The organism is Aeromonas sp. ASNIH5, from assembly GCF_002902865.1.
In the GTDB taxonomy this organism is placed as follows: Bacteria; Pseudomonadota; Gammaproteobacteria; order Enterobacterales; family Aeromonadaceae; genus Aeromonas; species Aeromonas caviae.
Genome location: NZ_CP026122.1, coordinates 1,332,486 through 1,357,002 on the forward strand (window position 1 = coordinate 1,332,486; position 24,517 = coordinate 1,357,002).

Sequence of the window (24,517 nt, forward strand, 5' to 3'; positions counted from 1 at the left end):
AATATCGACAAGGAGCGCCTTATGACCAGGGCCCATGAAAAACTGAACTATGTGGAGTTTGCGGCCAGGGATCTTGCCGCCACCAAGGCCTTCTTCACCGCCGCCTTTGGCTGGCAGTTTGCCGACTACGGCCCCGATTATTGCGCCTTCGAAGGGGAAGGGCTGGATGGCGGCTTCTACCGCGCCGAACTGTGCAGCCAGAGTGCTCAGAGCGGGGCGCTCCTGGTGTTCTACAGCGCCGATATTGAGGCGACCCAGAGCAAGGTGAGCCAGCATGGCGGCACCATAGTGCGCCCCCTGTTCGACTTCCCCGGTGGCCGCCGCTTTCACTTTGTCGAGCCCAGCGGCAATGAATTTGCGGTCTGGTCCGAACCGGCCAGCGCCTGATAATACTCCGCCCTCCCCCTGGCCTACCTGCACCACGACCAGCCATGGGGAGGCCACATTGCTGCACTCACCTCAATAGTGTTTTGCGACTGCTGCCCTGTATCCCCCAGTCTGGGGCGGGCATACTGACTCCCGTCTTAACGAGGAGGTTCAGATGCCATCCCCCCTGATTGTGATTGCCCAGCTTGACGCCAAACCCGAATTCGCCGCCCAGTTCCGCGCCGCCCTCGAGCCGCTGATCGCCGCTACCCTGCAAGAGCCGGGGTGCCTTCGCTACCAGTTGCACCAGAGCCTGGAGAGCCCCCACAGCTGGATGCTGTTCGAGGAGTGGGAGAGTGAAGCCGCCCTCAGCGCCCACCAGCAGCAGCCCCATTTTCTCGCCTTCGTGGCCGACACCCAGGAGTGGTTTGCCAGCAGCCTGGTGCGCCGCTATCACAGGGTCTGAGGCTGCCGGCGCCCTCCCCGCCGGATCTGCACCGCAGGCCCGGCGAACAGACAAAGCATTGAGCGTAGAAACACTAACCTGAGGAATTTGATGATGAAGATGCCCAACCTGGGTCTTGGAACCTTCCGCCTGAAAGATCAGCCCCTTCGCAACTCCCTGCTCCAGGGGCTGGAACTTGGCTACCGTCATATCGATACCGCCCAGATCTATGACAACGAGGCCGACGTCGGCCAGTTGATGAGCGAGAGTGGCGTGCCCCGCCAGGATATTTACCTGACCACCAAGGTGTGGACCAGCGAGTTCGGTCCGGGCAAGGTGATCCCGAGCCTGGAAGTGAGCCTGGAAAAACTCGGCACCGACTATCTGGATCTGGCGCTCATTCACTGGCCCTCCCCCAGGATGAGGTGCCGATGGCGGTCTATCTGGAGCAGCTCGCCGAGGCCAAAGCCCGGGGCCTGACCCGGGAGATCGGGGTCTCCAACTTCACCGTGGCCCAGCTTAAACAGGCCATCGAGATTTTGGGGCCGGGCGCCATCGCCCACCAGCAGGTGGAGATCCACCCCCTGCTGCAAAACCGCAAGGTGGTGGAGTTCTGCCAGGCCCACGGCATCGCCATCACCGCCTATATGCCACTCGCCTATGGCAAGGTGCTCACCGAGCCGCTGCTGATGGAGATCGGCCAGCGCCACGGCGTCTCGGCAGCCCAGGTGTCCCTGGCCTGGCTGCTGGCCCAGTGCATGACGGTGATCCCGAGCTCTACCAAACGGGAGAATCTGGCCGCCAACCTGGCTGCGCTGAAGGTGCAACTCAGTCGCGATGAGATGGCCGCCATCGCCACCCTGGATCGGGGTGAGCGCTGCGCCAACCCGGACTTTGCGCCGAATTGGGATTAAACCATGGCCTCTCGATTCGGCGGTGGATAGCGGAGACCCTCACGAACAGACTGCAACCACGGGCTATCCCCTCTCCCTATGGGAGAGGGAGAGGGTGAGGGCAGGCTCTTCTATTCAGGTCATCAGGCCTTCAACCAGATAGCCCCCTCATCCCCAGCCCTTCTCCCGCAAGGGGAGAAGGGAGCAAAGAAAACCCGACACCATCGACGAGAACCTGAGCGGGAGGCACTGTGCCTCCCGTTTTTTTGTCTCAATACCGGGCGCGACTGCCACCTTCCCTTGCCCTTTCCTCTTTGTGCCCCTGCCTTTTTGTCCCCAGCTTCCTCTATACGCCTTGCCTCTACAGGCTTTGCCTCTGCATTCACTTGTGCTGCATGGCCGTGTGTGTCTCGCGGCCTCGCCCACTCCCGGAACCCCATTTCACGACCCCATTGCTGCTGATTTGGCAAAAGTAATTTGACGTTGCCGTCATTTTTACCAACAAACACCCTCGGCATACTGGCGCCATTCTCCCGTCGGGAGTCCCAATCCAAGGAGTTGTTATGCCACTGGCGTTATTTGCCCTCACCTTAAGTGCCTTTGCCATAGGCACCACCGAATTCGTGATCGTGGGGCTCATCCCCACCATCGCCGAGCAGCTCAATGTCTCGCTCCCCTCGGCGGGCCTGCTGGTCAGCCTCTATGCCCTTGGGGTGGCCATCGGCGCCCCCGTGCTCACGGCGCTCACCGGCAAGCTGCCGCGCAAGTGGCTGCTGGTGGGGCTGATGGCCCTCTTCACCGTCGGCAACCTGCTGGCCTGGCAGGCCCCCGGGTACGAGAGCCTGATTGTGGCCCGCATCCTCACCGGGCTGGCCCACGGGGTCTTCTTCTCGGTAGGCAGCACCATCGCCACGGGTCTCGTGGCCAAAGAGAAGGCGGCCAGCGCCATCGCCATCATGTTCAGCGGCCTCACGGTCGCCCTGGTGACCGGCGTCCCGCTTGGCACCTGGATTGGTCAGGTCTTTGGCTGGCGCGAGACCTTCCTGGTGGTGAGCCTGCTCGGCCTCGTCGCCATGGTGGGCAGCCTGCTGCTGGTACCGGGGAACCTGCCGAAGGGGGCCGCCTCCAGCGTTCGCGAGCAGCTCTCGGTGCTCACCAGGAAGCCCTTGCTGCTGGTCTACGCCAAGACGGCGCTCGGTTACGGCGGTGCCTTCACGGCGTTTACCTTCCTCGCCCCCATCCTGCAACAGGTGAGCGGCTTTGGCGCCAGTGCGGTGAGCCTGATCCTGCTGGTGTACGGGGTATCGGTGGCGGTCGGCAATATCTGGGGCGGCAAGCTCGCCGACCGGATGGGCCCATTGCCTGCGCTCAAGCTGCTGTTCGCCGGGCTCGCCGTGGTGCTGCTGGTGCTCACCTTCACCGCGCCGCACCCGGTGCTGGCGGTACTGACCGTGCTGGTGTGGGGCGCCTTCGCCTTTGGCAACGTGCCGGGTCTGCAGGTACTGGTGGTGAAACAGGCCGAGCGCCACACCCCCAATGCCGTGGATGTGGCCTCCGGCCTCAACATCGCCGCCTTCAACGTCGGCATTGCGCTGGGCTCCGTGGTCGGCGGTTTCGTGGTGGAGCACCTCGGCCTGATGCACACCCCCTGGATTGGCGCCCTCATCGTGCTGCTGGCCTACGGCCTCACCCATGTCAGCGAAGCGGGCGAGCGCCGCGCCGCCCTTGCCTGACCCCCGGGCAAGCAAAAGGCCGACATCCTGTGTCGGCCTTTTTTCATGGGCAAGATGCGAGGCTCAGGGCTCCTTGAGATCCTCATCGGCAGCCCAGCGCGCCTCCAGCCAGAGCAGGTTGACCAGCCCGCAGAGCAAGGCGAACCCCAGCCCCAGCAACCAGGTGAAATACCACATATCGCGTTGATCCTTGTGTTGAAGCGGATTAGTAGAGGCTGTGGCCGTGCTGGCGCACCTGTTCGGCGCTGACCCTGCCGCGCACCACCCGGTAGACCCAGAGGGTGTAGCCGATGTTGACCGGCATCAGTACCCCGACGATCCCCAGCATGATAAGCAGGGTGCGCTCGCTGGAGGTGCTGTCCCACAGGGTCAGGCTGCTGGCCGGATCCAGGGACGAGGGCAGCACGAAGGGGAAGAGCGCGATGGCCACAGTCAGCATCATGGCGGCGCAGGCACCGCCGCTGGCCACGAGCGCCAGCCCGGACTTGCCGAGGCGGCTTGCCAGCGCGCACACCAGGGGCAGCAGGAGCCCGATCACAGGCACGGCCCAGAGCACCGGATGGGCGACAAAGTTGCCAAGCCAGCCCGCCGGCACCGCCACCACCTCTTTCATCAGCGGAGTGAGGGCACCGTTGAGATCGCCGATGGCCGTGATGCGATACCCCGCCATCTCCCCAAGCCAGACGCCGCCAAGGGCAAAGAGGGCGCTCGCCAGGGGGCCGAGCCAGAGGGCGAGGCGGGCGCTGCGCGCCGCTATGGCCCCCTGGGTCTTGCACTGCAGGAAGCTGGCACCGTGCAACAAGAGCAGCGCCAGCGCCGTCCCCATGGCGGTCAACAGCAGCGGCCAGTGGAACGCAAAGGCGCCGTAGTGGATGCGAAGGGCCGCATCGAAGCGAAACGGCAGCCCTTGCAGCACCAGGCCAAGGGTGGCACCAAACACCAGGGTCGGCAGCAGACCGCCCACCACCAGGGCGCGATCCCACCAACGGCGCCAGACCGGGTCCGGCAGCTTGCTGCGATAGTCAAAGCCCACCGGTCGCAAAAAGAGACCGAACAGCAGGAACATGAAGGGCACGTAAAGCGCCGAGAAGGCGGCGGCATAGACCAGGGGCCAGGCGGCAAACAGGGTGCCGGCACCGGCGATGAGCCACACCTGGTTGCCCTCCCACACCGGCCCCACGCTGTTGAGCAGCACCCGCCGCTCGTCATCCGTCTTGCCGACCACGGGCAGCAGCATGCCGACCCCGAGATCGAAGCCATCCATCACCACGAAGCCGACCAGCAGGAAGAGCACCAGCCCCCACCAGATCACTTTCAGGGTTTCGTAATCCATCAGGCAGGACTCCCGTTTTGCAACACTTCACCTTGATAACGACCCGTCTGCAGGCTGGCAGGCCCTTTGCGGATCACATGACGCAACAAGAACAACTCCACCACCAGCAGGCTGCTGTAGATGAGGAAGATGGCGATGAGGCTGAACCAGAGCTGCCCCGGTTGCAGCAGGGAGACGGAGGCCGACACCGGCAGCACGTCGCTGATGGTCCAGGGCTGGCGACCGAACTCCGCCACGAACCAGCCCGCCTCGATGGCAATCCAGGGCAGCGGAATAGACCAGAGCAGGGCCCTGAGCAGCCGCGGGGATTGCACCAGCCTGCCCCGGCACAGCTGCAGGAAGGCGGCGGCAAAGAGCGCCAGCAGCGCCACGCCGATGCCCACCATCAGGCGAAAGCTCCAGAACAGTGGCGCCACCTGGGGGATGGAGTCCTCCACCGCCTTGGCGATGGCCCCCTCGTCCGCCTTGCCAATCTCCTTGGCATAGGGGGTGAGCAAGAGGCCGTAGCCCAGATCGCTGCGGTGGCGCTCGAAGGTGGCGCGGGCCGCCTGGTTGCTGCCATCTGCCCGCATCGCTTCGAGCGCCTCGTGGGCCAACATGCCGCTGCGAATGCGCGCCTCGTGCTGCGCTTTCAGATCTTTGAGGCCCGTTACCTGCTCATCCAGGGAGCGGGTGGCGATGATGCCCATCAGATAGGGTATCTTGATGGCCGCGTGGGTGGTCTCGGCCCGCTGATCCGGCAGGCCGAACAGGGTGAAAGAAGCCGGGGCGGGCTCCGTCTCCCACTCCGCCTCGATGGCGGCGAGCTTGACCTTCTGCACCTCCCCCGAGCGATAGCCCGACTCGTCCCCGAGCACGATGACAGAGAGGATGGCCGCGAGGCCAAAGCCCGAGGCGATGGCAAAGGATCGCAGGGCGAAGCGCACCTCCATGCGGCGCAGCAGATACCAGCTGCTCACCCCCATCACGAACAGGGAGGCCGCCACATAGCCTGCCGCCACCGTGTGGACGAACTTGACCTGGGCCACCGGGTTGAAGATGACCGCGGCCACATCCACCAGCTCCATGCGCATGGTCATGGGGTTGAACTCGGCGCCGACCGGGTTTTGCATCCAGCCGTTGGCGATGAGGATCCAGAGGGCGGAGAGGTTGGAGCCGAGCGCCACCAGCATGGTCACCAGCAGATGCTGACCGCGGGAGAGCTTGTCCCAGCCGAAGAAGAAGAGGCCCACCAATGTGGACTCGAGGAAGAAGGCCATCAGCCCCTCCACCGCCAGCGGCGTGCCGAAGATATCGCCGACATAGTGGGAGTAATAGGCCCAGTTGGTCCCGAACTGGAACTCCAGGGTGATCCCGGTGGTCACCCCCATCACGAAGTTGATGCCAAACAGCTTGCCCCAGAAGCGGGTGATGTCCTTGTAGATCACCTTGCCGGTCATCACGTAGGCCGACTCGGCGATCACCAGGATCCAGGACAGCCCCAGGGTGAGGGGCACAAACAGAAAGTGGAACATCGCCGTCGCCCCGAACTGTATTCGGGAGAGGCTGACCACATCATCCAGGCTTATCATGCATGACTCTCTATGTTGCATTTAACGGACAGGTTTTCGCCCGCCAAGTACACCATGGTCCATGACACCTATAACAGATGCAGTTATAGTGAAAAACACCTATAACAGTTTGGGCCCACCATGTCCCGCTACGGCCAGTTGGCAGACCAGCTGCAACAGCAGATCACGAGCGGCCTCTGGCAGCCGGGGGAGCGCATCCCCTCCATCCGCCAGAGCTGCAAGACCCACGGCCTCAGCCCCATGACGGTGCTCCAGGCCTATCAGTTGCTCGAAAGCCGGGGCCTCATCCTGGCGCGGCCCCAGTCCGGCTACTACGTCAAGGCCGCGAGCACGGCCCGGCGGGAGAGCCAGCCCCAGCAGGCCCGCTACAGCGGCTCGGTGGACATCAACGATCTGGTGTTCGAGGTGCTGCAGGCGAGCAAGTCACGGGAGCTGGTGCCCCTTGGCATGGCGGTGGCGGACCCGACACTCTTCCCCCACCCCCAACTCGGTCGGGCCCTCGGCAGTTGCATGCGCCGCCTCGACCCCTTCAGCACGGTGGCAGATCTGCCCCCCGGCAACGAGGCACTGCGCCGCGCCATCGCCCGGCGCTACGCCGGCGAGGGGATGGCGGTGGATCCCCAACAGATCATCATCACCACGGGGGCCATGGAGGCGCTTTCCCTCAGTCTTCAGGTGCTGACCGAGCCCGGCGACTGGGTGGTGGTGGAGTCCCCCACCTTCTACGGCGCCCTGCAGGCCATCGAGCGGCTCAAGCTCAAGGTGGTGGAGATCCCGGTGATCCCCGGGGTGGGCATCGATCTCGCCCTGCTGGAGGAGGCCCTCGCCCAGCGCCCCGTCAAGGCGTGCTGGCTGATGGGCAATGTGCAGCACCCCCTCGGCCACACCATGCCGGATGAGCACAAGCAGGCGCTGATGGGGCTGCTCAACCGCCATCAGGTCCCCCTGGTGGAGGATGACGTCTACGCGGAGCTCTATGTCGGGCGCGAGCGGCCAAGGCCCATCACCCATTGGGATGCGCGGGGAGAGAGCCTGCTGTGCGGCTCCTGGACCAAGTGTCTGGCGCCGGGCTTTCGGGTCGGCTGGGTGGTGGCGAAGCGCCACGCCGAGCGCATCCAGCGGCTGCAACTGATGTCGACGCTCTCGACCAATGTGCCCAGTCAGCTGGCGCTGGCCGACATGCTGCGCCAGGGCGGGGTGGACGCCCACTTTCGCCGCCTGCGCCACACCCTGGCCCAGCGCCAGCAGCAGATGCGGGCAGCCCTGATGCGCCTCTTTCCCGAGGCGCGTATCTCCTCCCCCGACGGGGGCTACTTTCTCTGGCTCGAATTTGACGCCCGCCTCGATGGCCGGGCGCTCTATGCCAGCGCCATCGAACAGGGGGTCTCCATCGCCCCCGGGGCCCTCTTCTCCAGCCAGGGCCAGCACAACCACTGCCTTCGCCTCAACAGCTCCCATCCCTGGAGCCCGCAGCTGGACGCGGCGCTCAACCGGCTTGCGGACCTCATCGCCCGGCAACGGGAAACCTGGCAGAACCCCCCTGACGCCTCACACGACAAGGGCCCGTAACGGGCCCTTTTGCAAGCGAGTGCGCCTTATCTGGCCATGGTCTGTGACTGGGCCTTGAAGCCCAATCGCTCGTAGAGGGCCCTGGCCCGCTCGTTGAAAGCCATCACCTCCAGGCGCAGCTGGCTTGCGCCCCGCGCCTTGCCCCACTGGTCCCCGTGGGCGATCAGCGCCCGGCCGATGCCCCGGGAGCGCTGCCCCTCATCCACCACCACGGTCGTGATGCGGCAGACGGGCAGCTTGCTGAGAAAGGGGACGCTCTCGTTGAGGTCGATGCGGGCGGTGAGAAAACCCGCCACCTCCCCCGCCACCACCGCCACGCAGAAAAGACGCGCCTCGTCGGCAATGGCGCCGAGCAAGAAGACCCTGTCCTCCGGGGACGGGGGGCAGAACACCTCGGGCACCTGCTCGAAGTGGAGCTGACCTATCTGCCGGTTCAGGGCCAGAATGGCGTCGATATCCTGTTCAGTTGCCTTGCGAATGTCCACCTGATGCTCCTTGCAGTGAGGGTCGCCAGCGAGGAAAGAGGCTCGGCGGTCACCCTTTGGAACCCGCATCTTATCGGCTCGTCACGGCAATCAACAGCCCCCGGCAACGACAAGGCCCCATGACGGGGCCTTGTGGACAATCCTGATGGCAATGCGGGCTCAGCCCGGCGCCCCCAGCTGGGCCACCTGGCGCTCGATGCTCCCCTTGAGGTTGTCATCCAGCTTCAAGGCCCGCGCCAGCTCGTCCAGATAGCCGCGCTCCATGAAGTGATCCACCTCGATGGTGAGCAGGGAGGCGAGGTAGACCTCGGTCGCCAGCTCCATGTCGGTCACTTCTCGCGCCAGGACATGGGGGTCGAGGGGGCGGGAGAGCTCGGCGTCAATCCAGCGGGCCGCATCCCGCTCCCCCTGTTCGGTCAGGTACTCCTGGATCTTCTGGCGCTCGACGGCATCGATGTGGCCGTCGGCCCGGGCCGCCGCCACCATGGCGCGCACCAGCAGATTGGCGCGGGCATCCAGGGCCTTGCCCTCCAGGGTGTCGAGGGGCTGGGTCGGCTGGGCCGGGGTGGACTGCTGGGTCTGCCAGTCCTGATAGAGCTTGTAGGCCAGCCCCCCGAGGGCTGCCGCGCCCCCCACCGCCGCCACCTTGGTGCCATATTTGCGCATCTTCTTGTTGCCAAGCAGCAGCGCCATGGCCCCGGCGGCCAATCCCCCCTGCGCCATGCCCTTCATCTGGGCCTTGCGCGTGTCACCACCGTCGTTGAGCCAGCCCTTGCCAGCTCCCATCAATTGCTCCAGCATCTGTTTCATGGGGCCTCCTCCCTCGCGTGATGAGTCATGCTGGGCCGCCTGCGCTGAACTCAAGGTGAATGACGGCGCAGGCAAGAAGAGGCGCTGGTTGGATCAGTGTCGGCCCCGCCCGCTGCTATTGTCCCCGGGGGACAGCCAAGGAGTCCCCCCTTGCCTCGACATAAGGAAGTACCATGAGCGCCCGTGAACTGACCCTGCAATTTCTCGCCGAACCCGCCGACGTCAACTTTGGCGGCAAAGTCCATGGCGGCATGGTGATGAAGTGGATTGACCAGGCCGGCTACGCCTGCGCCGCCGGCTGGTGTGGCGGCTATGCCGTCACCGTCTATGTGGGGGGCATCCGCTTCTTGCGCCCCATTCAGATAGGCCAGCTGGTGGAGGTGCACGCCAAGGTGATCCACACCGGCACCACCAGCATGCACCTGGCGGTGGATGTCTACAGCCGCCATCCCACCGACCCGGAGCGGCGCAAGACCACCCACTGCATCATCATCTTCGTGGCCATGGACGAGCATGGCAAACCCACTCCGGTGCCCCAGTGGCAGCCGGTGAGCGAGAGCGATCTGCAGTTGCAGCAGTACGCCAAAAAGCTGATGGCCCTGCGCGAGGATCTGGACAAGGAGATGCGCCAGCACATGTGACCCGTCCCGCCCCGGGCAGCCGGGGCGTGTCTTCGCGCCGCCGGGCGCTATAATGGCGACCACCCTTGCCCTTGAGAACCCAAGATGTCCCTGGAAAATGCCCCCCCCGAGGTCCAGCTCGCGGTGGATCTGATTGAACTGCTGGAAACCAACCACATCGCCCCCGCGCTGGCCCTGGCGGCACTCGCCATCGTTCGCCGGGATTATGAGCGCAAGCTCGAGGAAGGTCGGGAGGCCTGAGCGCCCCCGCAGGAGGCACCATGTCAGCACCCATTCGCATCGAACAAGGCCGCGCCATGCTCCTCGGGGGGCTGCGCCGTCACCACCCCTTCGAGCAGGGGGACTTCGCCGGCCAGTGGCGCGACCTCAGCGCCCTGCTTCCCCTACCGGGGCAGCTCGGTGAGCACGCCTATGGCGTCATCTGCGCCGCCACCGACACCCACTGCGAATACCTCTGCGGGGTGGAGGTCGCCGCCCTGGAGGTGCTGCCTCCCGGGCTTGGCCGCATGCGCATCGCCCCCCAGACCTACGCCATCTTCTTGCATCAGGGGCATGTCGCGACCCTGCCGCACACCTGGCGCCAGGCCCTGGCGTGGCTCGCGCAATCGGACTATCAATCTGCCCAGCAGCCGGATTTCGAGCGCTACGGCGCCCGCTTTGACGCCGCCACCGGCAGCGGCGAAGTGGAAATCTGGCTCGCCGTGGTGCCGAAACTGGCCCTGGCCTGACCCCTGGCCGCCCGGGCTACCTCGGCCCCATCACCTCGTCACAGAGCGCGATCAGCGCCTCCCCCAGGCGGGCGAGGGGCTCGCTCGTGCCCGGCCCCTGGTGCAGGGCCAGCTCCACCGAGCGCACCGCAGGCCAGTGGGCCAGCACCACCTGATCCGGTTGCAGCAGGCGCGCCGGCAGCAGGCTGACCCCGATCCCCGCGCTCACCGCCCCTTGCAGGCTGGCGAGACTGCCGCTCACGTAGGCGATGCGCCAGGGGATCCCCTCTGCATCCAGGGCGTCGGTCATCTGGCGCCGGTAGAGCCCCTCGCTTGGAAACACCACCAGAGGCAGGGGGTCGCGCCCGGCGGCGGGCCACTCCCGGCTGTCAACCCAGGCCAGGGGCTCGCGCCAGCGGGCGATGGGCTCCCCCTGGCCGCGCCCCTGCTTGATGAGGGCCAGATCCAGCTCTCCCCCTTCGAATGCCTGCCACAGGGCATGGCTGAGATCGCTTTGCACCTCCAGCCGCACCTGCGGGTGCGCGCGGGCGAAGGCGGCCAGCACCGGGGTCATGGCCCCCGCGGCAAAATCCTCCGGCACCCCGAGGCGCAGGGGGTGGCTCGCCTCGCTCACCCGCTCCCCCGCCCGGGCCAGCAACCCCAGGATGCGGCGCGCCAGCCCGAGCAGGGTCTCCCCCTGGGCCGTGGTCACCACCTGGCGGCCGGATCGGTCGAGCAGGGTGCAGCCCAGCTGCTGCTCCAGGCGGCGCATCTGCTGGCTCAGGGTGGACTGGGTGAGGTGGATACGCTCGGCGGCGCGGGTAAAGCTGCCGGTTTCGACGATGGCGACGAAGCTCTGCAGCAATTGGGGGTCCAGCAGGGGGCGCTCCATGGGCAATCTCCATTTATAAAACCACTGGAAGTCATTTTATCATTTAATTTCCAAATGATGCGGCGACCCTCTAGGCTGCTGTCCTCCCCCTTCTTTGCCAGGATATGACCATGCCACCCCCTTCCCAGTCCGGTGCCCGCCTCCTCAACTCCCTCACCGCCGTCTCGGCCCCCAGCCATCAGGAGTGGCTGGAGCAGGCCCTGCACCTGGCCCTGACCCATCGCCAGCAAGGGGGGCGCCCCTTCGCCGCCCTGCTGGTGAGGGAGAACCGGCTGGTGGCGAGCGCCGTCAACCGCATGCTGGAGGCGGGGGACCCCACCCGTCACGCGGAGCTGGAAGCGCTGCGGGAAGGGAGTCGCCAGGGGCCGCTGGCCGGGGCCATCGTCTATGCCAGCGGGCACCCCTGCCCCATGTGCCTGTCGGCCCTGGTGATGAACGGCATCCAGGCGGTCTACTACGCCTTTGACAACGACGATGCCGCCCCCTTCGGCTTTGACAGCCGCGCGGCCTACGCGGCCCTGCGACTGCCGCTGAGTCCGCCGCCCCTGCCCCTCATCAAGCTGGCGAGCCCCATCGCGGCTGAAACCCTCTACGGTCCCCTGCCCCATGCATAAGCGCCTTCTCCCCCCGGGCAGCGGCGCCTTGCTGGTGCTGGTGATCCTCATCGCCCTCAACCTGCGCCCCTTCCTCACCGCCATCGGCCCCCTGGCCCCTCGCATCGACGCGAGGCTGGCCCTCGGGGTAGATACCCTGGCCTGGGTCACCCTGCTGCCCCTCTGGCTTATCGGGGTCGGCGTGCTGCTCACCCCGGCGCTCCTGGGTCGCACGGGCCCGCGCCCCCTGCTCGGGACGGCCCTGCTGTTGCTCGCCCTTGGCAGCGCCCTGCGCGTCGATCTCGCGAGCGGCGCCCTGCTCATCGCCAGCGCCGCCCTGTGCGGGCTGGGCTCGGCCCTGGTGCAGGGGGTGCTGCCCGGCCTCATCAAGGAGGGGTTCGCCCAAAAGGTGCCCCTGGTGATGGGGATCTTCTCCGCCTGCATGATGGGGGGCGGGGCGCTCGGGGCCGTGCTCACCCCGCGCCTTGCCGAGTATCTGGACTGGTCTCGGGCGCTGGCGCTCTGGGGCCTGCCGGTGCTGCTGGCCCTCGGCTGGCTGGCCTGGCGGGTGCCCCTGCCCGCCCCGGCCAGCACGCCCGCCCCCACCGGGGAGCAGCGGCTGCTCCCCCTGCCCCGCACCTGGCTGCTGATCGCCTGTTTTGGCATCATCAACAGCGGCTACGGCATCGTCGTGGCCTGGCTGGCCCCGGCCTACATGGCGGCGGGCTGGAGCGCCCAGCAAGGGGGCGAGCTGGTGGCCTGGCTCGCCCTGGCCCAGACCGCGAGCGGCCTTGGCCTGCCCCTGCTGGCAGCCGGTCGGCTGGACCGCCGCCCCTGGATGGCGCTGGCCATCGCCATGCAGCTGGCGGGCTTTGGCGGCCTCTGGCTCGCTCCCCAGACAGCCCCTCTGCTCTGGTGCTTGCTGTGCGGCGCCGGGCTTGGGGGGAGCTTCTCCCTCATCATGGTGATTGCGCTGGATCACCTGCCCGACCCGCGCCGGGCGGGCGCCCTCTGCGCCCTGATGCAGGGGGTCGGCTTCATGGTGGCGGCTACCGGCCCCTGGGTGGCGGCCCGCCTGCACCATGCAAGCGGTGACTTCGCCGCCGCCTGGCAGTGGCAGCTCGGCGCCCTGGTCCTGATGAGCCTGCTGGTGGTGCGTCTCAACCCGCGCCACTACCCAAGGGCCATGGGCCTGCCCCCGGAGCAGGCCATGGCTGTGCAGACGGCAGGCCACAAACCTGCCTGATCCGGCGAGCACCGGCCTTGGGGGCCAGAAAGCACAACACCGGCCAAGGCCGGTGTTGTTCATCAGAGTGCGGGAAGGCCTGGCGCTCAGCGCCCCTTCTTCTGGCGCCCGCCCTGCCCTGGCCGCGGTTTGCCCGGGGCGGGTTTGCCCCCCTTGCCGGGCGCGCTTTTACCTGCTGCCCCTTTGCTGGCAGCCCCTTTGCCCGCCCCGCCCTTGCCTGCGGGGCTCTTCTTCTCGAAGGCCTCGGGACCCGGCACATTGGGCCGCCCGCCAATCTCGTGATCGTCGCTGCGCCGCGGCTTCTTGCCCTGGGCCGGAGTGCCGGCCGCAGCCGCCTTGGGCTTGGCAACCTGAGCCCCCTTGGCCGGTTTCGCCTCGGAGGAGGAGTCCTCAATCAGCTTGAACAGCTCGATCAGCTCGTCGTCGGTGAGGTCGCGCCACTCCCCCACCGGCAGCCCCTTGAGGCTGACGTTCATGATGCGGATGCGCTCGAGCTTGGTCACCTCGAAGCCGAAGTGCTCGCACATGCGGCGGATCTGGCGGTTGAGCCCCTGCACCAGGGTGATGCGAAACACGAAGGGCGCCTCTCGCTTCACCTTGCACTTCTTGGTGACGGTGCCGAGGATGGGCACCCCGGCCGCCATGCCCCGGACGAACTCGTCGGTCACCGGCTTGTCCACGGTCACCAGGTACTCTTTCTCGTGATCGTTGCCCGCCCGCAGGATCTTGTTCACCAGATCCCCGTGGTTGGTGAGGAAGATGAGCCCCTGGGAGTCCTTGTCGAGTCGCCCTATGGGGAAGATGCGGGTGCTGTGGTTGACGAAGTCGACGATGTTGTCCTTCTCCCCCGCCTCCGTGGTGCTGACGATGCCCACCGGCTTGTTGAGGGCGATGAAGACCAGGCTGTCGGCCTCGCGCGGCTCGATCACCTGGCCGTTGACCTTGACCAGATCCCCGGCAAACACCTGATCCCCCACTCCGGCCCGCTTGCCGTTGATGAAGACGTTGCCCTGCTCGATGAAACGATCGGCCTCACGACGTGAGCAGATGCCGCTCTCGCTGATGTATTTGTTCAGGCGCATGGATTCATCGGCCAGCATGGGTCACCTCCCCGGTCGGATGGGCCTTGAGAATGGCTGGCTGGATCAGCCGCGCTGTGGTCGGGTTCGTCTGCATACAACTCCATGAAATAAGGGCCTGCGCCCTGCATGTTCGGCAAAAAACGCCGCTACAGTAGCACATTGCACGGGCCCGCGCCCGGCCCCGTCGCACCCTGGCCGCTGGCTCACAGGGGGTGCAGCCCCTGATGCAGCAGCAGGCCCCCCATTATCCAGCGTGCGGTGACGCCGCGGCCCTGATTGGGCTGCACCGCGCACTCCCCGCCTCTTTTCACTTCATGGTGCTCACTTCATGGGCCGGGCCCCCGCCGCCGAAGATAGGGTGCGGCCTTCGGCAGATAGCCAGATGATCTAACGCTTGATATTTATCCAGAAAAAATGCATAAAGAGATTTTGGTCATCGCGAATTATCTGCTCTGACCCGCCGACGACGGGAAATGACACCCCCATCGGGGCGCAACAACGGGCCCCTTGAGCCCCGCGAACCCTGAAGACGGGCATGGTCCCCTCTCTGGCAGGACGCCACTTTCATCATTCACGACAGGAGTTAAAGATGAGTCATTCCCTCTCCCAGGAGGCCTTCCTGGCCCAGGTCGCCAGCCGCAACCCTCACCAGCCCGAGTTTATCCAGGCCGTGAGCGAGGTGATCGCCTCCATCTGGCCCTATGTGGAACGCCACCCCCGTTACCTGCAACACGGCCTGCTGGAGCGACTGGTGGAACCCGAGCGCCTGGTGCAGTTTCGGGTGAGCTGGGTGGATGACCAGGGCCAGGTGCAGGTGAACCGCGGCTACCGGGTGCAGCACAGCTCCGCCATCGGCCCCTTCAAGGGCGGCATGCGCTTCCACCCCTCGGTGGATCTCTCGGTGCTGAAATTCCTCGCCTTCGAGCAGACCTTCAAGAACGCCCTCACCACCCTGCCCATGGGCGGCGGCAAAGGGGGCAGCGATTTCGATCCCAAGGGCAAGAGCGAAGGAGAAGTAATGCGCTTCTGCCAGGCCCTGATGCTGGAGCTCTATCGCCACCTGGGGGCCAACACCGACGTGCCGGCGGGCGACATCGGGGTGGGCGGGCGCGAGGTGAGCTACATGGCGGGCATGATGAAGAAGCTCACCAACAGCGCCGAGTGCGTCTTCACCGGCAAGGGACTCTCCTTTGGCGGCAGCCTCATTCGTCCGGAAGCCACCGGCTACGGCCTGCTCTACTTTGTCGACGCCATGCTGGCCCATCGCGGCCAGTCCCTCGATGGCCTGCGGGTCTCGGTGTCGGGCTCGGGCAACGTGGCCCAATACGCCATCGAGAAGGCGATGGCCCTCGGCGCACGCGTCATCACCGCCTCCGACTCCGGCGGCACCGTCTATGATCCGGACGGCTTCACCCCCGAGAAGCTGGCCCGCCTGATGGCGCTTAAAAACGAGCAGCGCAAGCGGGTCGCCGATTACGCCCATGAGCTCGGGCTCGAGTTCTTCAGCGGCCGTACCCCCTGGCACCTGGCGACCGACGTCGCCCTCCCCTGCGCCACCCAGAACGAGCTGGATGCCGAAGATGCGGCGCAGCTTATTGCCAACGGCGTGCAGCTGGTGGCCGAGGGAGCCAACATGCCCTCCAGCGCTGCCGCTATCCGCCTCTTCCACGAAGCAAAGGTGCTGTTCGCCCCGGGCAAGGCGGCCAACGCCGGCGGGGTTGCCACCTCGGGCCTCGAGATGAGCCAGAATGCCCAGCGCCTCTCCTGGACCCGGGAGGAGGTGGACGCCCGCCTCAAGGGGATCATGACCAGTATCCATGCCACCTGTGTCCGTTACGGTCAGGATGATGGTCATGTGAACTACGAAAGCGGTGCCAATATTGCCGGCTTCGTCAAGGTGGCTGACGCCATGCTGGCGCAAGGGGTCTGCTAGTCACGCCATTTCCCGTGACATCCCCCAAATCAACAGGGCAGCCCATGGCTGCCCTGTTGTGTTATCTGCATAGCTGTTGCTTTAACCTGGGCGACGCAGGTTGCATGCCCGACGCCACTTCACGCTCGCTTCACCCAGCCATGACACCCTCCCCCCTCTTCCATACGTGAACGAGAAGAACGAGATGACAACGACCATAGGCGCCCTGCTGATCCTGGCCGGGGTCGGCTGCTTTCTGGTATTCAACCTGCTGGGCACCACAGTGGATGCACAGGGATTCCTGCACGAGCCCTTCGCCCTGCTGCCCCTGGGCTATCTGCTGCTCTTCACCGGCATGGTACTCAGCTTGCTCCCGCTACTGCGCAGGGCCCTCGCCAAAGGGGAAGAGAACCGGCCCTGATGCGCCAGGAGCTCAGCAATAGCGGCTGATCTCGATGAGGTTCTGATCCGGGTCCAGGCAATAGACCGATTCGATGGGGCCACAGGCACCGCTTTTCATCACAGGCCCCTCCACTATCTCGACTCCTTGGCTCGCCAGTTGGGCCATCACCTGATCCAGGGGCCAGCGGGTGATGAGGCAGAGATCCCCCGACCCCACCTGCGCCCGGTTGCGCGGCTCCTCCCCCAGCAACTGCAGATTGATCTTCTGGTTGCCAAAGCGCAGGGCCCGGCGCCCGGCCCCGAAGGTGATGGGCTCCATCTTGAAGGCGCGACTGTAAAAGGACACCGCCCGCTTTATGTCGCTGACCGTCAATACCAGATGGTCGATATGGCTGATCATGGTCTCTCCCTGTGGTGGTGATTGCCGCACCATCATACCCACCCGCCTCAATAGAAACTGTGGCATGGTGCACAGGGGGGCTAACCACTTATTTTTACTAGGGAAATACCTTAACGCACGGCGGCACACGCCTTGTCACGCTGGGCCAGCAGGGTTTCGTCGTCGCTCTCCATGGCCGCCAGAATGGCCTGATTGCAGGCCCGCTCCGCGAGCTTCCCCGGGCTCTGCTGGGCATCGGCGATCTCCGCAATCATGGGGCGATAGCCGATGGCGGCCGAGCAGTACATGGTGCGGTACTTGGGAAGCTGCCAACTGCTGTCGTCTTGCCGTGTCAGGTCATCGCACAGTTTGCCAAACAGTGCCTGCGCCTTGACCGTGCACTGACTGAAGCGCCGCACATCTTGCTCGTAGGGACGGCAGACACTTTGCTGTTTTATCTGCCAGAGCTGGAAAGAGAAGGGAACCTGCTCTCCCTCATAGGGCACTACCAGCGTTTTTAGCTCGGTGCCATAGATATCCGTCACCTGTTGCTGCACCAGATTGAGATAAGCCGAAAAAAGATAAGATATTGGATCCATCACCACCTCCCTGTGGTTCGCCTTCTCTATCTTCGCCGCCCATGGCTAGATAGATCTTCAAATGGGCAAAATTAGATAACAGCTTACTGATTTAGCTAAAAAAAATGATACCCTGCCTACTCCCTCTATGCACAAGATTCAAGGTCAGTCACCATGCAGCAATGTGGTATTTATGAACAACTCATCACACAACTGTTGGCATCAAGACTAGATCGATCGCATTTCTACATCGGGGAACGACAACTGGAGTCTGCGGAGGCCGCAGTCTGGTTATCACGATTCCTAACTCGTGTGTTGGAATATGCAGTAGGCTCGGTCACTGGCGATGACCCATTACAACGGCAGATTGAGCTGGCTAACCAGTTATTGCTTTGGCTAAAAGATCGCATACAAGACCCAGACTTTATTGGCGAGAACCTTATCGACAGTCAGGGAAAAATTCTGACGGCGCTCTACCAGTTGGATAACCCCATCTCTGCCAATTTAAAGCAATATGCCGAAGATATTTTCCCTCTGACCGGTCTAACGCAAAGTGAGCTGTTCTGCGGCAGCAATGCGGGTTTGTCGATGGAGTCAGAGATTAAACGGGAGATATTATCGGCAGATAGCATCTGCTGGCTGGTCTCATTTATCAAGTGGGCAGGCATCCGTATTTTCCGTCATGAGCTGGAAGAGTTCACTCGCAGCGGCCGCCAATTAAAAGTAATTACTACCTCTTATATGGGGGCGACCGACGCCAAGTCAGTTGAATTTTTAGCCAGCCTCCCAAATACCGAAGTCAAACTCAGCTATAACACCCAGCGCGAGCGGTTGCATGCCAAGAGCTATCTCTTTTGCCGAAATACCGGCTTTCATACCGGCTATATAGGTTCCTCCAATCTCTCTCACTCTGCCCTCACCAGCGGCTTGGAGTGGAACCTAAAAATCACCTCGCAAGAGATCCCTCATATTATCGAGAAATCCCTGAGTACCTTTGAAACCTATTGGGAATCCGATGATTTTGAGCTGTTTGATGGCAAGCTCGAAAGCCGTACAAAATTGCAGCATGCACTGCAAGAGGCCCGTGGGGATGGGGACAGAAATATCCCTGCCTATTTCTTTGATATCACGCCGTTTCCCCATCAACTGGAGATCCTTGAACAATTGGCGATGGAGCGCGCTTTACACCAGCGCTTTCGTAACTTGGTGGTAGCGGCTACCGGTACAGGGAAAACTCTGATCTCCGCCTTTGATTTTGCGCGTTTTCTGAAAACCAAACCCGATGCCAAGTTCCTGTTTGTCGCCCATAAAGAGGAGATCTTGCGCCAAGCATTGGCCTCGTACCGCGGAGTGCTCAAGCAATACAATTTTGGCGAACTCTTGGTCGGCGGCGCCGTGCCAACCCACTACCGTCAACTATTTGCCTCGGTGCAATCCTTGAATAACCAGCTGGCTAATTTACGTCTTAGCCCCGACTATTTCGATTACATCGTCATTGATGAGGTTCACCATATTGCGGCGGCCAGTTATCGCGGTCTGCTCGCTGCCTTTGAACCTCACATTCTGTTGGGATTAACCGCAACGCCAGAGCGCCATGATGGCGGTGATATTCTTGCCGACTTTTGTGGTGTCATCGCAGCAGAGATCCGCTTGCCCGAGGCCATCAATCGTCGCCATCTCTGTCCGTTCCAATATTTTGGTATCGATGATGATACTGACTTGCGCCAAGTGGCTTGGAAAAATGGCCGTTATGACATCACTGAGCTCACCAATATCTATACCCACAATCAGCAGCGGGTACAGAAGATAGTCCAGAGCCTCAATGAGATCGTCACCGATATTACCAAGATCAAAGCACTGGCATTTTGTGTGAGCCGTGAACATGCCAACTTTATGTGCAAAGCATTTTTATTGAAGGGCATCAAGGCTGACATCCTCACCAGCGATAACCGAGACGAGCGACATAGTAAGCAACAAGATTTGCGTACCGGCGTTATCAATATTCTCTGCGTGGTGGACATCTTCAACGAAGGGGTTGATATCCCGGAAGTCGATACCTTGCTGTTTTTACGACCAACGGAAAGCCTCACCATCTTCTTGCAGCAATTGGGGCGCGGCCTGCGACTGGCGAGCGATAAAGAGTGCTGCACCGTATTGGACTTTGTTGGGAATGCCCGTGCTGAGTATGACTTTGCCCAGAAGTTCCGGGCACTGGTGGGTAAAACCAATAAAGCGATCAGCCACGAGATCAAACAGGGCTTCCCTCACGCCCCCTTGGGCTGCCGCATCGAGCTCTCAAAACAGACCCAAGAGTTAATTCTGAGCAATATCAAAAAGGCGACTCTCAATACCTCGCGCCTCATGGGCCTGATCCGCCGTTTCTCACAGGATTGCGATTTACCGCTGACACTGGCGAATTTTCTGAAGTTCTACCCTCATATCAGCCTTGAGGAGATCTACAAGCGCGGCAATTGGAGCGCCTTGGTCAAACAGGCCCACAACCATACCGTTTCTGAAATGAGCGATGAGAAGCTGTCGACCCTCTACACCCGGGCCATCAAAACCCGGCTATTGGGCTGCGATGCGCTCCATTACTTGAACTTCTTACAAACCTTGGTGGAAAGCGCCTTTACCTTAACGGCTGAACACGATGAGCGGATGGCCTTGATGTGCCATTACGACTTCTGGCAACAAAGCGGCCCCAACGCAGGCTTTAGAACGTTGGCGCACAGCCTGAAACAACTCAATCAACCTGAGTTGAGGGCCGAGCTGGCAGATCTGTTGCCCATGCTGATCAACCGGGTGCAACACGAGCAACTGGCCATGCCTGACCTTCCCGGCAATCCACTGCAACTGCATGCCCGTTATGCCAGAGAGCAGGTGCTGGTTGGCTTTGGGGCAACCACCTTCACGCAACAGCCCTCGGCTCGCGAAGGGGTCTATGTCATCGCAGAGCACAATATCGAGTTGCTGTTCGTGACCTTGAACAAAACGGAGCAGCACTTCTCCCCCACCACCCGTTATCACGACTACGCCATCAACGAGTCACTGTTCCATTGGCAGAGCCAAAACAGCGCTCGCCCAGAGCGAGGTAAGGGGCTGAGTTACATAAACCACAGAGCAGAGGGTAAGCGCGTGTTTCTGTTCGTTCGTGAGCAGAGCAAAGATGAATTTGGCCGCACCCTTGGCTTTGTGAACTTCGGTGAGGTGGAGTACATCTCCCACAGCGGTAGCCAACCGATGAACATTAAATGGCGTCTCACTACTCCGATGCCGCCTTTTATGTGGAAAGAAGCGGCCAAATTGGCAGTTGGCTGAGCGACCCATCACAACAAGGCCCACCCACGGCGGGCCGCCTTCGTGTGGTCAGCAGGCAATCCGTTCTATGCGACCGCCACTGAGTTTGAAGAAGGCATCCTGTGGCAGCTCCTGCAGCCAGGTGGTGGTGTAGTCCAGATCCACATAGGCGCCGCGCAGCATGGCGCCAAAGAGACCGTGAGAAACCACGATGGCCTGCTCGGCAATCTGCTCGTCCTCAAGCCATTGCCGGGCCCGGCGCTGAATGCTCTCAAAACTCTCGCCATGGGGGGCCTGCAGATACCAGTCCGGCTCCTCCAGATCCAGCTCGGGGTAGGCCGCCAGCAGCTCGGGCACCCGGCGACTCTCCCACTCCCCCATCCCTAGCTCCACCAGCCGCTCATCCCAGATGATGCGCTCCTGGTCCAAGCCAAGCTGCTGACACACCCGCTCCGCCGTCTGCCGTGCCCGGCCGAGGGGGCTGGCGTAGATCGTCCAGTCGGTGGGCTCGGTCAGGAGCTTGGCCAGACGGGCCCCCATGGCGAGGGCCTGGGCTTCTCCCCTGGGGGTCAACTCGGAGTTGCAACGCCCCTGCAACCGCAATTCGGCGTTGTAACGGGTCTGGCCATGGCGCAGCAAATAGAGGGTTCGAGACATGGTTTCTCCAGCAGAGTCAACGAGATAAGAAAACAGGGGGAAGATGATAACAGATGTACCGGGTCAACCAAGACCCGGAGGATGCAGGCTTGTGCTGACTCCTTGAGCGCATGGCCTGCGGCTATCGTGAAAGGACGACAGGGGATGTGCCGGTTTATCGGTCACAGGATGGCGGCCAATGCCAGAAAAGACAGAGTTTTTGCTCTGATCCGGGGGCCATTTTGGTACGAATCTCTGGCTCAAGACAGGGACGCCTAGTGTACAATCTGCCACCCGATTTCCCCTGACCCGGCCCAGGCTCAGGCCCTGATGTACCCCAGAGTAAATGAACGTGACCCCAACCCACCCCATGCTCGACAGTTATTACAGCCAGGATCTGGTGTTCTTCTCCATCCTGGTGGCGGTGCTCGCCTCCTACACGGCGCTGACCATGACCAGTCGGGTGAGCCAGAGCCGGGGACGGGCCGCCGTGCTCTGGCTCGCGGGGGGAGCCTTCGCCATGGGGCTCGGCATCTGGTCCATGCATTTTATCGGCATGCTCGCCTTCAACCTGCCCATCGCGCTGGGATACGATCTGACCCTCACCGGTCTCTCCCTGGTGGCGGCCATCGGCTCCTCGGCCTTTGCGCTCTGGCTGGTGAGTCGTCCCCAGCTCCCCTGGCACCAGATCCTGTTCGGGGCCGTGCTGATGGGGGCCGGCATCGCCACCATGCACTACATCGGCATGGCGGCCATGAAGATAACGCCCGGCATCCACTACCTGCCTGGGCTCTTCATCCTCTCCATCCTCATCGCGGTATTCGCCTCGGGTGCCGCGCTCTGGATAGCGTTTCGCCTGCGCAACAGCTCGCCCCGCGCCTTCTTCAGCAAGGCCCTCGCCTCCCTGGTGATGGGGGCGGCCATCATCGGCATGCACTACACCGGCATGGCGGCGGCCCAGTTCCCCGCAGAGAGCCTGTGCGGGGCCCTCTACACCGGTCTCAATACCCAGTGGTTGGCAACCGTGGTCATCATAGTGACCCTGGCGGTGTTCGCCATCGCCTTCGTGCTCTCCATGCTGGATGCCCACGCCGCCAAGCTCTCCACCTCCCTGCACCAGGCCCACGACGAGCTGCTCAAGCTGGCGCTCCATGACAGCCTGACCCGGCTGCCCAACCGGCTGCTGTTTGCCGACCGGCTGGAGCAGCGCATCCAGGAGTGTCAGCACAGCCAGCGCAGCTTCTCCCTGCTGTTTCTCGATCTCGACGGCTTCAAGATCATCAACGATGCCCACGGCCACCACACCGGGGATCTGCTGCTGGCCGAGGTGGCCCAGCGCATCACCGGCCTGCTCGGTGCCAGCGACACCGCCTCGCGCTTTGGCGGGGACGAGTTCGTGCTGGCCCTGGCGCCGGGGGACGTGAGCCAGGCCACGGCCTTTGCCGAGCGGCTGCTGGCCACCCTGGCCCAGCCCTATGAGTGGGAGCACCACAGCCTGCACATCACCGCCAGCATCGGCATTGCCGTCTATCCCCAGGATGGCACCAGCCTGCACGAGCTGACCCTCAACGCCGATGCCGCCATGTATTACGCCAAGGAGCAGGGGCGCAACGACTACTACTACTTCGACAGCGCCATGAACGCCAACGCCCACCAGCAGTTCCTGCTGCACAAGGAGCTGCAACACGCCCTGGAGCGGGGGGAGCTGGCCCTGCACTACCAGCCCAAATACTGTGCCCGCAGCGGCCAGGTGGTCGGCGCCGAGGCCCTGCTGCGCTGGCAGCACCCGGAGCATGGTGCCGTCTCGCCGGCCAGCTTCCTGCCGCTGGCGGAGAAGAGCAGGCTCATCATCCCCATCGGCAACTGGGTCATCGACGAGGCGTGCCGCCAGATGAGCGCCTGGCGGGCGGCGGGTCATCACGACTGGAGCGTGGCGGTCAATCTCTCCACCATCCAGCTCGCCAGCCCCGGGTTGCTGGAGGAGGTGCAGGGCGCCCTCGCCCGCCATCGGCTCGAGGCCCGTCACCTGACCCTGGAGATCACCGAATCCACCGCCATGCAGAAGGCCGAGGAGAGCCTCGCCATCCTCAACCGTCTGGCCGAGCTCGGCCTTGGCATCTCCATCGACGACTTCGGCACCGGCTACTCCAGTCTGCTCTACCTCAAGCGCTTCCCCGCCAACGAGCTCAAGATTGACCGGGGCTTTGTCACCACCCTGGAACGGGGAGGCGACGATGCCACCATCATCGCCGCCATCATCGCCCTGGGTCAGGCCCTGGAGATGCGCATCGTGGCAGAGGGGGTGGAAACCCCGGAGCAGCGGGACCTGCTGACCGAGCTGGGCTGCGACACCTTGCAGGGCTACCTGCTCGGACGCCCCATGACCGGGGAGCAACTGCTTGTCCACTGCGCTCCCGAGACTCCCCAGCGGGTGCTGGAAGGTGTGCTTGCCTGACAAGCAGGTGGGGCGCTGCGCCCATGTCGCCAGAGTGATCACCAGCCCGATTGCGTCCCTTCACGACTCAAGGTAGTCTGCTGCAAGACTCGAATGCTCCTTTATCTTGCCGGGCGCATCGAGCGCCCCCCATGGCAGATCACCCGTTCAGAGGAGCCACATCCATGGCCAGATTCCAGTTCTTCAGCGTCCCCGCCTCCCGCCGTCAGCAATATACCTATGTCGACATGGCCTCCCCCACCTTCCTCACGGAGAAGGAGGCGCTGCTGACACAAGGGTTCGAGGTGGAAGAGGATTTCATCGACGCAGCCACTCCCCACGAGGCGGTGGAGAAGTACAGATCCGGTTTTCTCTACGTGGCGGACGAGATAGGCAAGTCAGACGAGGCCTATGCGGCGGCAACGGCCTTGCTGGAGATGGGCAATAAGATCCTGGGCCGCAAGGCGGGCTGAGCAAGGCGGGCCGCCGGGACGATACCCCCGATGGCCCGCA

24 protein-coding genes and 1 pseudogene are annotated in these 24,517 nt (G+C 63.4%); 15 read left to right on the plus strand and 10 right to left on the minus strand.

What is annotated here, in order from left to right:
- The first annotated feature begins 21 nt into the window (after positions 1-21).
- The 4 genes and pseudogenes from C2U30_RS05835 (at position 22) to C2U30_RS05850 (ending at position 3,437) form a co-directional block, all read left to right on the plus strand.
- On the plus strand, positions 22-387 hold the full coding sequence (locus C2U30_RS05835) for a VOC family protein (RefSeq protein WP_103243393.1): 366 nt from the start codon (positions 22-24) through the stop codon (positions 385-387).
- A 154-nt stretch (positions 388-541) separates the two neighbouring features.
- A complete protein-coding gene (locus C2U30_RS05840; RefSeq protein WP_103243394.1) occupies positions 542-832 on the plus strand; it encodes a putative quinol monooxygenase in 291 nt (96 codons plus the stop codon).
- A gap of 90 nt (positions 833-922) precedes the next feature.
- Positions 923-1,725, plus strand: a pseudogene (dkgB, locus tag C2U30_RS05845) (2,5-didehydrogluconate reductase DkgB).
- Positions 1,726-2,267: 542 nt separating this feature from the next.
- On the plus strand, positions 2,268-3,437 hold the full coding sequence (locus tag C2U30_RS05850; RefSeq protein WP_103243395.1) for an MFS transporter: 1,170 nt from the start codon (positions 2,268-2,270) through the stop codon (positions 3,435-3,437).
- Positions 3,438-3,500: 63 nt separating this feature from the next.
- Here the strand turns inward: C2U30_RS05850 and C2U30_RS05855 are convergent, their stop codons facing one another.
- The 3 genes from C2U30_RS05855 to C2U30_RS05865 are packed head-to-tail and all read right to left on the minus strand — an operon-like array spanning position 3,501 to position 6,341.
- Positions 3,501-3,614, minus strand: a complete 114-nt coding sequence (locus tag C2U30_RS05855) for a CydX/CbdX family cytochrome bd oxidase small subunit (protein ID WP_010674207.1) — start codon at positions 3,612-3,614, stop codon at positions 3,501-3,503.
- Between the two features lie 28 nt (positions 3,615-3,642).
- Positions 3,643-4,770, minus strand: coding sequence for a cytochrome d ubiquinol oxidase subunit II (cydB, locus tag C2U30_RS05860; RefSeq protein WP_103243396.1), 1,128 nt, complete (start codon positions 4,768-4,770; stop codon positions 3,643-3,645).
- Positions 4,770-6,341 carry a cytochrome ubiquinol oxidase subunit I gene (locus C2U30_RS05865; RefSeq protein ID WP_103243397.1) on the minus strand — a complete coding sequence of 524 codons (1,572 nt, stop codon included), beginning with the start codon at positions 6,339-6,341 and terminating at the stop codon, positions 4,770-4,772. Before C2U30_RS05865 ends, cydB begins: the two co-directional genes overlap by 1 nt.
- A gap of 120 nt (positions 6,342-6,461) precedes the next feature.
- Here C2U30_RS05865 and C2U30_RS05870 point away from each other — a divergent pair, with 120 nt between their 5' ends.
- A complete protein-coding gene (locus C2U30_RS05870) occupies positions 6,462-7,910 on the plus strand; it encodes an aminotransferase-like domain-containing protein (RefSeq protein ID WP_045525377.1) in 1,449 nt (482 codons plus the stop codon).
- A gap of 26 nt (positions 7,911-7,936) precedes the next feature.
- On the opposite strand, the gene C2U30_RS05875 is transcribed toward C2U30_RS05870, so the two are convergent.
- The gene (locus tag C2U30_RS05875; protein WP_199767348.1) at positions 7,937-8,395 is read right to left on the minus strand and encodes a GNAT family N-acetyltransferase; all 459 of its coding nucleotides are present in this window, start codon (positions 8,393-8,395) and stop codon (positions 7,937-7,939) included.
- 159 nt (positions 8,396-8,554) lie between these two features.
- On the minus strand, positions 8,555-9,205 hold the full coding sequence (locus tag C2U30_RS05880) for a tellurite resistance TerB family protein (protein WP_103243399.1): 651 nt from the start codon (positions 9,203-9,205) through the stop codon (positions 8,555-8,557).
- A 173-nt stretch (positions 9,206-9,378) separates the two neighbouring features.
- Here C2U30_RS05880 and C2U30_RS05885 point away from each other — a divergent pair, with 173 nt between their 5' ends.
- The 3 genes from C2U30_RS05885 (at position 9,379) to C2U30_RS05895 (ending at position 10,574) form a co-directional block, all read left to right on the plus strand.
- Positions 9,379-9,846: an acyl-CoA thioesterase gene (locus C2U30_RS05885; RefSeq protein WP_103243400.1), complete on the plus strand. Its 468-nt coding sequence runs from the start codon at positions 9,379-9,381 to the stop codon at positions 9,844-9,846.
- An 84-nt stretch (positions 9,847-9,930) separates the two neighbouring features.
- Positions 9,931-10,086, plus strand: a complete 156-nt coding sequence (gene rsmS, locus C2U30_RS05890) for a pleiotropic regulatory protein RsmS (protein ID WP_010674200.1) — start codon at positions 9,931-9,933, stop codon at positions 10,084-10,086.
- Between the two features lie 20 nt (positions 10,087-10,106).
- Positions 10,107-10,574, plus strand: coding sequence for a GyrI-like domain-containing protein (locus C2U30_RS05895; protein WP_103243401.1), 468 nt, complete (start codon positions 10,107-10,109; stop codon positions 10,572-10,574).
- Positions 10,575-10,590: 16 nt separating this feature from the next.
- On the opposite strand, the gene C2U30_RS05900 is transcribed toward C2U30_RS05895, so the two are convergent.
- Positions 10,591-11,433 (minus strand): LysR family transcriptional regulator, encoded by an 843-nt coding sequence (locus tag C2U30_RS05900; RefSeq protein WP_029314296.1) that lies wholly within the window; start codon positions 11,431-11,433, stop codon positions 10,591-10,593.
- Positions 11,434-11,549: 116 nt separating this feature from the next.
- On the opposite strand from C2U30_RS05900, the gene C2U30_RS05905 reads away from it, so the two are divergent.
- On the plus strand, positions 11,550-12,059 hold the full coding sequence (locus C2U30_RS05905; RefSeq protein WP_103243402.1) for a nucleoside deaminase: 510 nt from the start codon (positions 11,550-11,552) through the stop codon (positions 12,057-12,059).
- Positions 12,052-13,284 carry an MFS transporter gene (locus C2U30_RS05910; RefSeq protein ID WP_103243403.1) on the plus strand — a complete coding sequence of 411 codons (1,233 nt, stop codon included), beginning with the start codon at positions 12,052-12,054 and terminating at the stop codon, positions 13,282-13,284. The genes C2U30_RS05905 and C2U30_RS05910 overlap by 8 nt, the downstream gene beginning before the upstream one ends.
- A gap of 86 nt (positions 13,285-13,370) precedes the next feature.
- On the opposite strand, the gene rluF is transcribed toward C2U30_RS05910, so the two are convergent.
- Complete coding sequence (rluF, locus tag C2U30_RS05915; RefSeq protein WP_010674196.1) at positions 13,371-14,384, minus strand: 23S rRNA pseudouridine(2604) synthase RluF; 1,014 nt, start codon at positions 14,382-14,384, stop codon at positions 13,371-13,373.
- A 571-nt stretch (positions 14,385-14,955) separates the two neighbouring features.
- On the opposite strand from rluF, the gene gdhA reads away from it, so the two are divergent.
- Together gdhA and C2U30_RS05925 are read left to right on the plus strand one after the other, a co-directional pair.
- Positions 14,956-16,299: an NADP-specific glutamate dehydrogenase gene (gene gdhA / locus C2U30_RS05920; RefSeq protein WP_103243404.1), complete on the plus strand. Its 1,344-nt coding sequence runs from the start codon at positions 14,956-14,958 to the stop codon at positions 16,297-16,299.
- A gap of 184 nt (positions 16,300-16,483) precedes the next feature.
- Positions 16,484-16,699 carry a DUF3955 domain-containing protein gene (locus tag C2U30_RS05925; RefSeq protein ID WP_103244655.1) on the plus strand — a complete coding sequence of 72 codons (216 nt, stop codon included), beginning with the start codon at positions 16,484-16,486 and terminating at the stop codon, positions 16,697-16,699.
- A 12-nt stretch (positions 16,700-16,711) separates the two neighbouring features.
- Here the strand turns inward: C2U30_RS05925 and C2U30_RS05930 are convergent, their stop codons facing one another.
- Positions 16,712-17,080: a VOC family protein gene (locus C2U30_RS05930; RefSeq protein ID WP_103243405.1), complete on the minus strand. Its 369-nt coding sequence runs from the start codon at positions 17,078-17,080 to the stop codon at positions 16,712-16,714.
- Between the two features lie 110 nt (positions 17,081-17,190).
- Complete coding sequence (locus C2U30_RS05935) at positions 17,191-17,658, minus strand: hypothetical protein (protein WP_103243406.1); 468 nt, start codon at positions 17,656-17,658, stop codon at positions 17,191-17,193.
- A 153-nt stretch (positions 17,659-17,811) separates the two neighbouring features.
- On the opposite strand from C2U30_RS05935, the gene C2U30_RS05940 reads away from it, so the two are divergent.
- A complete protein-coding gene (locus C2U30_RS05940) occupies positions 17,812-20,955 on the plus strand; it encodes a DUF3427 domain-containing protein (RefSeq protein WP_103243407.1) in 3,144 nt (1,047 codons plus the stop codon).
- Between the two features lie 48 nt (positions 20,956-21,003).
- Here C2U30_RS05940 and C2U30_RS05945 read toward each other — a convergent pair whose 3' ends face one another.
- Positions 21,004-21,591, minus strand: coding sequence for a histidine phosphatase family protein (locus tag C2U30_RS05945; protein WP_103243408.1), 588 nt, complete (start codon positions 21,589-21,591; stop codon positions 21,004-21,006).
- A 325-nt stretch (positions 21,592-21,916) separates the two neighbouring features.
- On the opposite strand from C2U30_RS05945, the gene C2U30_RS05950 reads away from it, so the two are divergent.
- Both C2U30_RS05950 and C2U30_RS05955 read left to right on the plus strand, forming a co-directional pair.
- Positions 21,917-24,025, plus strand: coding sequence for a putative bifunctional diguanylate cyclase/phosphodiesterase (locus tag C2U30_RS05950; protein ID WP_227263536.1), 2,109 nt, complete (start codon positions 21,917-21,919; stop codon positions 24,023-24,025).
- A 164-nt stretch (positions 24,026-24,189) separates the two neighbouring features.
- On the plus strand, positions 24,190-24,477 hold the full coding sequence (locus tag C2U30_RS05955) for a hypothetical protein (RefSeq protein WP_103243409.1): 288 nt from the start codon (positions 24,190-24,192) through the stop codon (positions 24,475-24,477).
- The last annotated feature ends 40 nt before the right edge of the window (positions 24,478-24,517 follow it).

Excerpts from the sequence above, each read along its gene's own strand:
- C2U30_RS05835 (WP_103243393.1), top strand. The coding sequence starts at position 22 with ATGACCAGGGCCCATGAAAAACTGAACTATGTGGAGTTTGCGGCCAGG.
- rluF (WP_010674196.1), bottom strand. The coding sequence starts at position 14,384 with ATGCTGGCCGATGAATCCATGCGCCTGAACAAATACATCAGCGAGAGC.
- gdhA (WP_103243404.1), top strand. The coding sequence starts at position 14,956 with ATGAGTCATTCCCTCTCCCAGGAGGCCTTCCTGGCCCAGGTCGCCAGC.
- C2U30_RS05865 (WP_103243397.1), bottom strand. The coding sequence starts at position 6,341 with ATGATAAGCCTGGATGATGTGGTCAGCCTCTCCCGAATACAGTTCGGG.
- C2U30_RS05850 (WP_103243395.1), top strand. The coding sequence starts at position 2,268 with ATGCCACTGGCGTTATTTGCCCTCACCTTAAGTGCCTTTGCCATAGGC.
- C2U30_RS05885 (WP_103243400.1), top strand. The coding sequence starts at position 9,379 with ATGAGCGCCCGTGAACTGACCCTGCAATTTCTCGCCGAACCCGCCGAC.
- C2U30_RS05925 (WP_103244655.1), top strand. The coding sequence starts at position 16,484 with ATGACAACGACCATAGGCGCCCTGCTGATCCTGGCCGGGGTCGGCTGC.
- C2U30_RS05935 (WP_103243406.1), bottom strand. The coding sequence starts at position 17,658 with ATGGATCCAATATCTTATCTTTTTTCGGCTTATCTCAATCTGGTGCAG.
- C2U30_RS05840 (WP_103243394.1), top strand. The coding sequence starts at position 542 with ATGCCATCCCCCCTGATTGTGATTGCCCAGCTTGACGCCAAACCCGAA.
- C2U30_RS05905 (WP_103243402.1), top strand. The coding sequence starts at position 11,550 with ATGACCATGCCACCCCCTTCCCAGTCCGGTGCCCGCCTCCTCAACTCC.
- C2U30_RS05895 (WP_103243401.1), top strand. The coding sequence starts at position 10,107 with ATGTCAGCACCCATTCGCATCGAACAAGGCCGCGCCATGCTCCTCGGG.
- C2U30_RS05940 (WP_103243407.1), top strand. The coding sequence starts at position 17,812 with ATGCAGCAATGTGGTATTTATGAACAACTCATCACACAACTGTTGGCA.
- C2U30_RS05880 (WP_103243399.1), bottom strand. The coding sequence starts at position 9,205 with ATGAAACAGATGCTGGAGCAATTGATGGGAGCTGGCAAGGGCTGGCTC.
- C2U30_RS05950 (WP_227263536.1), top strand. The coding sequence starts at position 21,917 with ATGAACGTGACCCCAACCCACCCCATGCTCGACAGTTATTACAGCCAG.
- C2U30_RS05945 (WP_103243408.1), bottom strand. The coding sequence starts at position 21,591 with ATGTCTCGAACCCTCTATTTGCTGCGCCATGGCCAGACCCGTTACAAC.
- cydB (WP_103243396.1), bottom strand. The coding sequence starts at position 4,770 with ATGGATTACGAAACCCTGAAAGTGATCTGGTGGGGGCTGGTGCTCTTC.
- C2U30_RS05910 (WP_103243403.1), top strand. The coding sequence starts at position 12,052 with ATGCATAAGCGCCTTCTCCCCCCGGGCAGCGGCGCCTTGCTGGTGCTG.
- C2U30_RS05855 (WP_010674207.1), bottom strand. The coding sequence starts at position 3,614 with ATGTGGTATTTCACCTGGTTGCTGGGGCTGGGGTTCGCCTTGCTCTGC.
- rsmS (WP_010674200.1), top strand. The coding sequence starts at position 9,931 with ATGTCCCTGGAAAATGCCCCCCCCGAGGTCCAGCTCGCGGTGGATCTG.
- C2U30_RS05870 (WP_045525377.1), top strand. The coding sequence starts at position 6,462 with ATGTCCCGCTACGGCCAGTTGGCAGACCAGCTGCAACAGCAGATCACG.
- C2U30_RS05930 (WP_103243405.1), bottom strand. The coding sequence starts at position 17,080 with ATGATCAGCCATATCGACCATCTGGTATTGACGGTCAGCGACATAAAG.
- C2U30_RS05955 (WP_103243409.1), top strand. The coding sequence starts at position 24,190 with ATGGCCAGATTCCAGTTCTTCAGCGTCCCCGCCTCCCGCCGTCAGCAA.